Origin of the sequence: Mycobacterium sp. JS623 (assembly GCF_000328565.1) — a bacterium.
Lineage (GTDB): Bacteria > Actinomycetota > Actinomycetes > Mycobacteriales > Mycobacteriaceae > Mycobacterium.
On sequence record NC_019959.1, the window covers coordinates 78,259 to 89,736 of the forward strand.

Here is an 11,478-nt window from a genome sequence, read left to right on the forward strand (position 1 = left end):
ATGGCATGACCGATCAGCTACCGACCGTGGCTGCACCACCGGCGCGCCGAACGCCCGGTGTCGGACGCCGCACCCCCACGACCGCAGCCGACCAGCGTTAGGGCCAAACGATGGATATCCCCCTTCACCCCCAAGTGGCCGGCGAGATCAAACGCGGCAGCGAATTCTTGGAGCGCGTCCAATCCGCGCGGCGCAACGTCGAAGGCCTGCGCGTCACCGTGCCCTGCCCCGATGGCGACAACGAGATCGTCTTCGCCGGCGACGGAATGATCGCCGACGCCACCTTCGTCGAGGAGATCTTCGACCGCTACCCCGGCGACCAGCTCGGCGAGCTGCTGTTGGCGATGTCGGAGGAGGGCTTCGCGCAAGTGTCGTCGAAGGTGACCGCCGAAGTCGCGGCGATCGTGGAGAAGCCGTGATCGACCACGACGCGGTGGAGCTGTTCGCGAGCAGCTGCGCGGCCCTGGGCGCCGAGGTCTACGGCCGCCGGCAGGTCGCCGACAAGCAGCAAGCCCGCGTGGGCTTCCAACGGCTCACCACGCAACACCCCGAGTTGTGCGACGGGTGGCTGGGCCTGGCTGCCAGCGGCGCCCCCGATCGCGGCATTCTCGAGAAGGCCTACGCCTCGATCGACACCGCCGGCGAACTCATCGCCGCCGCCGACGTCACCGCCGATGCGGTGGACTTCCCATTCGACACCGGCCTATACATCACCCTCTATGCCCGCGGCGCCGACGGCGTCATCATGGCGTGCGCGGCGGCACGGTCGATGGCCGGAGACTACGAAGGCGCCCGAGCCCTACTCGACGACCGCCTGCTGAGCACTCAGCGGCTCTACGCGAGCTGGGTCCTAGCCGTCATCTACTTCCGCGCTAAACGCTGGCACGATGTCCGCCGGACGTTGGACCCCCTGCTGAGCCAAGCCAGCAACGACCCCTACCTGCACCAAGCGATGGCCGTCGCCCTCGGACAAGCCTCGGCCTACCTGGGCCTGTGGGAACCGGCCTTCGACCAGCTGAGCAGCCAGGGACGAGGGCCGATCGCCGCAGCCAGCGCCGAGGCCCTTCTGACCGCCGCGCTGTGCGCGCGGGTGCTGGGCCGACCCGACACCGCGACCGCACTGCTCAACGAGGCCTACGGGGTCCCCGGCATCGCCGAGAACCTGCGCACCACCATCGGCACCGCACTCAGCGATCAGGGGTACGGAATCCACGCCACCACCGCCGCCCGCATCGACGCCCGCACCAGCTACTGGGACCCCGCCACCGAACCCGGCGAGCGTGACTTCGTCCGCCAGCTCGGCGCCGCCCGCCGTGAAGAACTCAGCGCCGAAGCCGACGCCGAACTCGCCGAGTTCGTCGGCATGACCGACGTCAAGGAACAGATCGACCGACTCGAATCCAGTGTCCGGGCCGGCAAGGCGCGCGAAGCTCGTGGACTGCCCAATCGCAACAAGTCACTGCACCTGTTGCTCAAAGGCCCACCCGGAACCGGTAAGACGACGATCGCGCGGGTCATCGCCAAAAAGCTGGCCGCCGCCGACGTACTGCCGTCAGACACCTTCGTCGAGGCGGGCCGCGCCGACCTCGTTGACCAAGTCATCGGCGGTTCAGAGCGCAAGGTCCGCGAAATCCTGGACCGCATTCTCGACAGCGGCGGCGGTGTTCTGTTCATCGACGAGGCGTACGCGCTCACCAGCTCCGGATCCGAAAACGACTACGGGCCACTGGTCATCGCCGAACTCATCCGCGCCATGACCAATCACGCCGACAAGCTGATGGTGATCGCCGCCGGCTATCCCGACGACATGCAGGCCTTCCTGGAATCCAACGACGGTCTGCGCTCACGGTTTACCCGATCAATCGTCCTGCCGGCCTACACCGTCGACGAACTGATCGAGATCACCATCCGCAAGGCCGCCAAGGGCGGCAGCATCATCGAAGACACCGAGCCGCTACGCCAGGCCTACACCGATTTGTCCAGATCCACCGCGTTGGACAAGCGGGGTCGCCGCCGCCCGGCTCTCGACGTCCTGGGCAACGCACGCCTGGCCGACAATCTCATCGGCTTCGCCGAGGAAGAACGCGATCACCGGCTCGACGTCACCGGCAAGCTCGGCCCCGACGCCTCGGAAGAGGACCTGCAGACCATCACTGCCGATGATCTGGTGGCCGCGGTGAACCGCGAACTCGACCGGGCCTACCGAGAAGAGCAGATCGAAGTGTCCCGCGGTGCATCAGCAGGAGGCGCATCGTCATGACCACCCCCACCCAGCCGCGGCGCGGATTCCGTTCCAAGAGCGCCGAACCCGGCCCCACTTCGCAGCGCAGCCGCCCCTGGGGTTTCGTCACCAAACACCAGATCTCGGGGTGGCGTTTCCTGATCCGGCGCATCAGCAACGGCGTCGCACTGCGCGACACCCGCATGCTCACCGACCCGCTGCGTCGTCAAGGCCGCGCACTGAGCGTCGGACTCATGCTGGGCGTGGTCTTGCTGGCCGGCGCCTTCATCCTGTCCATCCTCAAACCAGCCGGCGCCAGCGGCAACCAGGTCATCCTGGCCGAACGCTCGTCCAATGCGCTCTACGTCAAGGTCAACGACGAGCTGCACCCCGTGCTCAACCTGGCCAGCGCCCGGTTGATCGTCGGCAAGCCCGACGCCCCCACCGTCGTCAAGTCCGCCGAGATCGACAAGTTCCCGCTCGGCAACACCCTCGGCATCCCCAACGCGCCCACACGCATGCAACAGAACCCGGCCCGAGACGCCCGCTGGATGCTGTGCGACAACGTCGCCGCCGGCCCCGAGACCGGCACCACCATCACCTCCGGTGATCCGGTGCCCGGCCCCGGCCACGCCACCCCCTTGTCGGACAACACGGCGATCCTGGCCACCGACAGGACCGACGGGTCCACCTGGCTCATCTGGGACGGCAAGCGCAGCGCCATCGACCTGAACAACGCCGCGGCGACCGCCGCAGTCGGCATCAACGTCGACACCCCCAGCCCTCGCCCCATCAACCCGGCGCTGCTCAACCTCATCCCGCAGTCGCCCCCGATAGTGGTGCCCTTCATCGCCAACGCCGGTGACCCGCCGCGCTTTCCGTGGCCGGTGCCCGGTCAGGCGGCCCCGCTGATCGGCTCGGTCGTCGTCGACCACGACGAGAACAACCAGCTGCGCTACTACGTCGTCGGCGCCGAGGGCATGCAACCCATCTCACCGGTCATCGCCGCCATCCTGCGCGCCAACGATGCCTACGGACTCGTCGAACCGCCCGCATTGACCCCCGACCAGATCAACAAAGCGCCCAAGGTCAACGTCGTACCCGTGGATGACTACCCGACCAATGCGCTGCAGATCCTGGACCCAACCACCAATCCCGTGTCGTGCGGGCAGTGGGTCAAGCTCGACGGCGCCCCGACCTCACAACTGACCCTGTTGGCCGGCCAATCCCTGCCCGTGCCCGCCGATGCCAAACCCGTTGCGCTCAACGGCGCAGCCGGGACCGCGCAACGGGTCATCCTGCCCAAGGGCACCGGCTACTTCGTTCAGGTCACCGGCCAGCAGCCCGCCTCCACGACCAAAGAAGCAATGTTCTGGGTCTCCGACCTCGGCGTGCGCTACGGCATGGAAGCCTCCGGGCCCGGTGAGGCCGCATCCCCGGCACAGGCACTGGGAATGACCAACCAGCCGCTACCCATCCCCTGGGCTCTACTGAGCCTGTTCGCCGCGGGACCCACCTTGTCCAAAGACGATGCGCTGGTAGCGCACTAACCGAAGGAATCAAGCGATGCGCACACGATTCCCCCAGCGGCGCCGCGTCAGCGGGCCGGTCGCCAAGCCGAAGGATTTCAACTTCGAGCCGCCGCCGGAGCTGCCCCGCACCATCGAGGTCCCGGCGTGGAAAAAGGCGCTGCCCTTGGTGTTCGGCATCGTCATCGTCGGCATGGTCGTGATGATGTTCGTCATGGGGTTCCGTCAGATGAACCCGATGTACCTGTTCTTCATGGCCATGATGGCTCTCGGCCTGTTCTCCTCGTTGCAGGGCCAGGGCGCCAACACCGAGATGACCAAGGCGGAGGTGGACTCCGAACGGGCGGAATACCTGCGCTACCTGTCGGGCAAAGCCGAGGAGATCCGCGCCGCCGCCGACGCCCAGAAGGCCAAAGCCGAATGGTCGCACCCCGACCCCGACCTGCTCGAAGCCGTGCTCGCCGATCCGACCTTCGACCCGTCGGCTCCCGCCAGTGCCGCTCGCAGCCAGCGGATGTGGGAACGCGGCGCCAGCGACGACGACTACCTGCACATCCGCGTGGGTCGCGACGAGGTGAAGCTGGCCGCCAAGATCCGAGTCAAGCCGGTCGAATCCGAACTGGACCTCGAACCGGTCACCAAGACCGCGCTGCAGCACATGCGTGCCGTCCAGCAGTCAATCCCACACTGCCCCAAGGCCATCGACTTCGCCGGTATCGGCATGATTGGTGTGCACGGCGACCGTGAACTGTTCGAGGGAGCGGTGCGTGCGTGGATTGCGCAGTTGGTGTGCTGGCACACCCCCAACGACACGGCTTTGGCGATCGTCTCACCGCACCTGGAGAAGCGGTGGGGCTGGGCCAAGTGGATACCGCACACCGAGGGTCAAGATATCGACGGCGCTGGCCCCGCTCGCTTCCTGTCGACGTCGCTGCGCGATGTCGAGGCGATGCTCGAACCGCTGCTGAAAGAACGAGCCAAGACCGTTGACGACAAAGGTGCCGTCAACGCCGCCTCGGTGAGCAAGGCCAACAAGCACGTCGTGGTCGTCATCGACGATCCCGATGCTCCCGCGGCGTCGGTGCGACGCATCGCCGCACGTGACGGTGTCACCGTCATCGCCTACCGGCACGGCGCCGGACCCGACCCCGACTACGCGGTGCATCAGCGCGAGCTGCTGCTGCGCATCATCCGGCAGGGCCACTCCACCGACGCCGCGGCCACGATGGACTACTGGGACAACTTCCGGTGGAAGACGTTTTGCGCGGAGCCCGACACGCTCGACATCCCGGCGATCCGCCACTTGGCTCGCCAGCTGTCGAAATGGGATAGCGCTTCGGTTGGTCGCCAAGACGCCGAATCGGCTGCAGCACAAACTAATCTGTCGCTGTTGGGCATCACGAACGCCGCCAACCTCGACGTCGCGGCCTTGTGGAAGCCCCGGATGCTGCCGGTCGGCACCGGAGAACCGGTTGATCTGGAGCCGCTGTTGCGGGTGCCGATCGGGCTGCAGCCCAGCGGCGCACCGCTGATCGTGGATCTCAAGGACGAAGCAGACGGTGGTAACGGGCCGCACGGTCTGATGATCGGCATGACGGGGTCGGGGAAGTCGACCACCCTGGCGGCGCTGGTCGTCGGCCTCTTCCTGCAACACTCCCCCGATGTCGTGCAGGCCTTCCTCGCCGACTTCAAGGACGGCGCCGGCTTCGACGCCCTGGCCGACTATCCCCACGTCGTTGGCCTTGTCACCAACATGGAGGAAAAGAAGTCGTTGGTCGACCGCTTCGGCGACACCTTGCTGGGTTTGCTCGACCAACGAGGGCGCATCTTCCATGAAGCCGGAAACCAGATCAAAGGCGCGGCATTCTCGTCCCTGCTGGAATACAACGAGGCCCGCGCCACCCCGGCCGGCGCGCACCTGCCGCCGGTGCCCTACATGATGGTCATCGTCGACGAGTTTTCGCTGCTGCTGCGCGATCATCCCGACATGGCCGACGTGTTCGACGTCGTCACGCGCAAGGGGCGCTCGCAGGGTGTGCACTTCCTGTTCGCCAGCCAGACCCTCGACGAGGGCGTGATCAAGCAGATTCCGAACAACACCCAGTACCGCATCGGTCTGAAGGTGGCCTCGGAGTCGATCTCGCGCCGCGTCATCGGCGCACCCGACGCCTACCACATCCCCGACGGCAAAAACGTAAAGGGCACAGGCTATTTCGTGCGCGCACCTGGCGCCGAGCCGGTGAAGTACCGCGGTTTCATGCTGCCCTCGCGCTACGAGCCGCCCACCACGATCAATCGCCGCGTGATCAGCGCCAATCCGCGTGCGCGGCTGTTCACGGCCGGCCGTGTCGAACCCGATCCCGACACGGTGATCGAGGAGGAGGTGGCCGCGGAGTCGGTGATCGACGGCCCACCGCGATCGCTGGCGCTGACGGTTGGTCCGCAGCTGAAGGCCTACTACGGCAAGCAGGCGGCCCAGCTGTGGGCCCCTCCGCTCGACGAGCCGATCCCGCTGGACAGTGTCTTGCGTGAGGCCCAGGCGACGCCGCGGCGTGGCTCCACTCCGTGGTGGCCGCTCGGCGAGATCGACCGGCCTCGCCAGCTCAGTCACGGTCTGCTCAGCTACGGGCTCGACGAGGGCAACATCTCGCTGTTGGCCGCCAGCAAGGACGAGGCCTCGACGGTGGTGCAGACGTTCGTGCTGTCCGCCGCGGCACGGTACTCGCCGCAGGACATCGGCTTCTACATCCTCGGTTACGGTGGCCCGGCAGTGGCCGCGGTGCGCGAGTTGCCCCACGTCGGCGCGATCGGCGGCGAGGGCCGCAACGAGCTCAATCTGCGCATCTTCGGCGACCTGGAGGTCATGCTGGCCCGTCGGCGGCGGATCTTCGACGAGAACAATGTGCTGTCGCTGGAGCAATGGCGCCAGCGCCGCCGAGACGGCGAAGCCGCCCTCGACGACGGCTATCCCACCGACATCTTCGTCATCGTCGACGGGTGGGAGAACTTCATCAAAGACAACACGTCGCTGATGAACCCTAAGAACCCTCAGATGCGCAACGTGGAGGCGCTCTCGGGTGGCGGCCGCGGTGTGCACATCATGGTGACCGCCTCGGACTGGATCGGCCTGGGCACCACCATCCAAGGCCAGATCAACACCCGCTACGAGCTGAAGTTGGCTCAGTCGACCAACTCCCAGGTCCGTGCGCGGATCGAAGACAAGATGATCCGGCCCCAGGACCGCATCCCTGCCGATCAGCCGGGGCGCGGCATCACCTTCAAGGGTGACGTCATCCGATTTGCGGTGGGGCGGACCGATGGTGTGGCGAGCATGGAGGATCTCGACCTCAAGATCGGCGAAACTGTGGCCCAGATCGTCGCCAAATCCAACGGACAGCGGCCGGCGCCGCGGCCGCGGCTGTTGCCCACCCGGATCCCGATCGACCGCCTCCCTCGTGGGCTCGGCGGGGAACGGCACGCGATCGGCCTGCGTGGACGGGATCTGCAGCCGCTGGTCATCAACTTCGCCGCAGAGCCGCTGCTGGCGGTCTACGGCGATGACCACCAGGGCAAGTCGACCTTCATCCGGAACATGGTGACCAGCATCGTCACGGAGCGGACGTCGGTGGATGAGGCCTGCATCCTGTTGTTCGACCCCAAGCGCAGGCAGGGTGATCTGACCCGCATCCTGACCGAGTCGCACCCCGACAGCGCCGGCAATGCCGACTACTACGCCACCGACGCCGCCCAGATGGCCACTTACGTCGAGTCCCTCGCCGCCATCCTCGACAAGCGGCAACCGCCGGCGGGTATGAGCTGGGAGGAGCGCCGGTCATGGTCGTTCGAGGGGCCGAAGATCTATCTGATCGTCGACGACTTGGACGTCGTTCCCTCGCGCATCCAGGTGCATGCACCAGTCACAGCCGGCGGCCCGCCCGTACCGGGGGCCGGTCGCACGGTCGTCACCTGGGAGCCACTGCTGCGGCACTTCGCCAACGCAGCGGACCGCGGTCTGCGTGTGATCGTGACGCACCGCGCCGCGGACGTCTCGACCGCCGAGATCTCCCCGACGTCGATTCCGCACCAGATCGCCACGCAACCGTCGACCCGCATCATGCTCGCCTCGCGGGCGCACAACGAGAAGGTGGCCGGCGTCAAATTCGAGGCCGGATTGGCCCCTGGCCGAGCAAACGTGCTGGCCACCAATGACGACAACGGCGGGTACGTCCAGTTGGCTGCAGATCCAGACGGTATGTAACGGCCATGTTAAATGAGCATCTAGGGGGTGTTGAGCAGGTAAAAGGCCTGCTGCAATCAGTGGCAGGTGTCGTTTGCTGTCGGTACCGTGTTTCTAGACGGCAATAAAGCTGTATTGGGCACCGCCAACCATCGGCGATACTGGAACACATAGGTCACAGCGGAAGAGGGGACGCTACCCATGCAACTCGACGTAACACCCGAAGCGCTCGAAGCAGCAAGCGCACAGGTCGCAGCGCTGACTGGGCACTTGCTCGCGGTCAACGCCTCGCACATGGTCGCCAACCACATGATCCTGCCGCCCGGCTCGGACATCGCCTCGATCAAGACGGCCGCCTCCCTGCAGGCCCAGGGCGTCGACCACGACGCCATGGCCGCGATGGGCAACTTCCAGATGGCCGCCTCGTCCTACGGTGTCGCCGAGTCCGGTGTCAGTTACGCCACCGGTGACGCCGAGAATGTCGCGACCTACACCGCGGCCGGCGGGTTCGTCTAAACCCCGGAGATGCCTGCATGCCAGCCGTAGGAGCAATCCCTCCCACGCCGCCGATCTACGGGGCGGCGCCCCCCGAGGTGCACTCGACGCTGTTGAACACCGGCGCCACTGCCGCAGGAATCGTAGCCGCCGGCACGTCGTGGTCGCACGTAGCCGCCGAGTACGTCGCCGGAATGGCTGAACTGGAAGCGATCCTGGCTTCGGTTCAGGCCAATTACCAGGGTCCGTCGGCGGAACAGTTCGTGATGGCCCACCAGCCGCTGCTGATGTGGATGGCTGACGTCGCTGCGAAGGCGACGCTGGCTGCGGTGGCGCACGGCGAGATCGCCATCGCCTACGACACCGCCGTCGCGATGATGCCCACCATGCTCGAACTCATCACCAACCATGTTGTGCACGGAGTTCTGGTGGGCACCAACTTCTTTGGCGTCAACACCATTCCGATCGGCATGAACGAGGCCGACTACATCCGGATGTGGGACCAGGCCGCGGTCACGCAAACCACCTACGACACCACCTCCACACTGGCAGTCGACGAGATCCCCGATACCCCGCCCTCCCCCATGACCCTGATGGTGGGCGTGGGCGAGAGTGGGGACATCGCCGCGAGTGCCGCGTCGTTCAGCAACACGATCGCCGCCGGTGTCAGCGGTGCTCAGCTCGACCTGGGCGACGCCATCGGCAGCAAGCTGCTGGCGGGCCAGGCCGCGGGCCAACCGGCGTCGGCCGCCGAGCGGGGTGCCACGCAGGGAGCCTCACAATCCCAATCCGCGGCCAACCGTGGCGAACAGTCAGGCCAGCAACTCAAGCCCGACCAAATGAGCAACGGCATCATGCAGCAATTCACCCAGATCGCCTCCAGTGCCCCACAGGCGGCGTCCTCGGCGATCCAGGGGCCGGCGAACATGCTTATGCAGGCCCCGCAACAGCTGGCGTCGGCTCCCCAGCAGCTCAGCAGCATGCTCAGCCAATTCTCCAGCGGCTTCGGCGGCAGTGACCTCGCCAGCCAGGGCCTCGGTCAGATCGGGTTCGCCGGCACCGCGCCGGTCAGCGGGATCAACCCGGCCGGCATGACCAGCCTGGCCGGCGGTGCACTCGGCGGCGGCCCATCCCGGCCGATGCTGCCCTCCTCATGGGGATCAGCACCCAGCAGTGTGGCCGTCGAAGAGGCCGGCGCTCGGGGCCTGGCGCCAGCGGCTGCCGGTATGCCCGGCGCCGGCGCCGGAGGATCTGGAACCGGCGGCAGCGGCATGATGGGCCACGGCGCAAACAACCGCCGCGGCAAGGGATCTCAACAGATCACCACGTACTCCGATGATGATGCTGTCGACGAAGACGCCGACGCCGACAGTGACGGGGGGGCCTACGCGATGAGCCGCTGACGACTACGACCATCCTCCGCGGATCAACACAGCCCAACAGAACACCGCCGCACCGCGGCAACCGAATAGCCCATACACACGCGAAAGAAGGCACACGAAATGGGAATGCTCGACGCAAACGTTCCTCAGCAGATGGCTTCGGCGGCCGGCGTCCAGGACGCGGCCACCATGTTCCAGTCCACCCTCCACCAGGCAGAAGCCACCGCCCAGCAGGCCCTGGCCTTCCACCAGGGTGACTCCTCGATGGCGTTCCAGCAGGCGCACGCCCGTTTCCTGGAGGGCTCGCAGAAGCTGCACGCGTTGCTGGCCACCGCTGGACTCAACACCCAGGACGCCGGCCAGGAGTACACCGCTGCCGACGCCGCCGGCGCCGACATGATGAACCAGGTGCCGATCGGCGACGGCGGCGGCCTCGGCATCCGCGCTTAATCCCTCACCCGCCCAACAGACTTCACACCCGAAAGGAACATTCGATCATGGGACAGATCACTTACAACTACCCCGGCATGCTGGGCACCGCGGCGGAGATGAACGGTCAGGCCGCCGCACTGACCGCCATGGGCGGCAACGTCGAAGCCGAGCAGGCCGCCCTGGGCGGATCCTGGGTCGGCGACACGGGCACCACTGTGCAGCAGTGGATGACCCAGTGGAACTCGGCGCTGCAGGAGACCACCGAGGGACTGCGCGGCATGGCCTCGGCGCACGAGAACAACACCCTGCAGATGATGGGCCGCGACAACGCCCAGGGCGCCAAGTGGGGATGAGCCGGAACCCGGCTTAAACGCACGACGTACACACCACGTGGGGCGGTCACCGACACGGTGACCGCCCCACGCGTGCGTCGGCCCGGCGCCGGCGCTCGATAAGAACCGGTGGCGCCCGTCGGCCGGAATTCGACACGACCTCTGGGACAATCACAGGTAATGGACGACGCCGCGCTCACCCCGACCACGGACACCCACCCGCAGGCCAGCAGGCAAGAGCAGATCCGCGATGTGGCGATGAAGTGCTTCGCCGAGCACGGCATCGCCGGCACGTCGCTGAGGATGATCGCCGAGACAGCCGGGGTCAGCCTGGGCCTCCTCCAGCACTATTACGTCACCAAGCACCAGCTGATCGACTGCATCGACCGGCACGTGCTCTCCATCTTCAGCGCGGCCCTCGACGCACCCCTCGGCACCGGTGCCGCCAATGACCCCGTCAACGATGCCGGCAGCAGGTTCGCCGAGCTGATGTCGAAAAACCCCGACGTCATGGACTACGTCGGCCGAGCCCTCGCCGAGGGGGGCGAGGTCGGCAATGTCATCTTCGATGGCTTCTACGCCATCAGCGCCGAGCAGGGCGCCACGTTCGCCGCCCGAGGCCTTACCCCCGACGACCTCGACCCGGTATGGGCGAACATGCTGCCCTTGATCCTGCGCGTGGGAACGATCATGCTGCGCCCCCACATCGAGCGGCACGTGGCCGGCTCGCTGTACGACCCCGCTCAAACGTCGCGATGGGACGCCGCCGTCACCAGAATGATCCAAAAAGGCCAGCTAGTCGCCGACGACCCCGCACCTCCGCGCGAGCCCTGACGGGGCTCGGGGGCCC

The 11,478-nt window shown here is 66.7% G+C and carries 9 protein-coding genes; all 9 read left to right on the forward strand.

What is annotated here, in order from left to right; genetic code table 11:
• Positions 1 to 110: 110 nt before the first annotated feature.
• Positions 111 to 419 (forward strand): hypothetical protein, encoded by a 309-nt coding sequence (locus MYCSM_RS34655; RefSeq protein WP_015298210.1) that lies wholly within the window; start codon positions 111 to 113, stop codon positions 417 to 419.
• Positions 416 to 2,260, forward strand: coding sequence for a type VII secretion AAA-ATPase EccA (eccA, locus tag MYCSM_RS34660; RefSeq protein ID WP_015298211.1), 1,845 nt, complete (start codon positions 416 to 418; stop codon positions 2,258 to 2,260). Before MYCSM_RS34655 ends, eccA begins: the two co-directional genes overlap by 4 nt.
• The gene (eccB, locus tag MYCSM_RS34665) at positions 2,257 to 3,771 is read left to right on the forward strand and encodes a type VII secretion protein EccB (RefSeq protein ID WP_015298212.1); all 1,515 of its coding nucleotides are present in this window, start codon (positions 2,257 to 2,259) and stop codon (positions 3,769 to 3,771) included. The genes eccA and eccB overlap by 4 nt, the downstream gene beginning before the upstream one ends.
• 16 nt (positions 3,772 to 3,787) lie before the next feature.
• Entirely contained in the window at positions 3,788 to 8,008 is a 4,221-nt protein-coding gene (locus MYCSM_RS34670) for a type VII secretion protein EccC (protein WP_015298213.1), read from the forward strand.
• Positions 8,009 to 8,188: 180 nt separating this feature from the next.
• Positions 8,189 to 8,503, forward strand: coding sequence for a PE family protein (locus tag MYCSM_RS34675; RefSeq protein ID WP_015298214.1), 315 nt, complete (start codon positions 8,189 to 8,191; stop codon positions 8,501 to 8,503).
• A gap of 17 nt (positions 8,504 to 8,520) precedes the next feature.
• Positions 8,521 to 9,885, forward strand: coding sequence for a PPE family protein (locus MYCSM_RS34680; protein WP_015298215.1), 1,365 nt, complete (start codon positions 8,521 to 8,523; stop codon positions 9,883 to 9,885).
• Between the two features lie 99 nt (positions 9,886 to 9,984).
• Complete coding sequence (locus MYCSM_RS34685) at positions 9,985 to 10,314, forward strand: hypothetical protein (protein WP_015298216.1); 330 nt, start codon at positions 9,985 to 9,987, stop codon at positions 10,312 to 10,314.
• Between the two features lie 47 nt (positions 10,315 to 10,361).
• On the forward strand, positions 10,362 to 10,649 hold the full coding sequence (locus tag MYCSM_RS34690; RefSeq protein ID WP_015298217.1) for a WXG100 family type VII secretion target: 288 nt from the start codon (positions 10,362 to 10,364) through the stop codon (positions 10,647 to 10,649).
• Between the two features lie 159 nt (positions 10,650 to 10,808).
• Positions 10,809 to 11,462: a TetR family transcriptional regulator gene (locus MYCSM_RS34695; RefSeq protein ID WP_015298218.1), complete on the forward strand. Its 654-nt coding sequence runs from the start codon at positions 10,809 to 10,811 to the stop codon at positions 11,460 to 11,462.
• Positions 11,463 to 11,478: the final 16 nt, after the last annotated feature.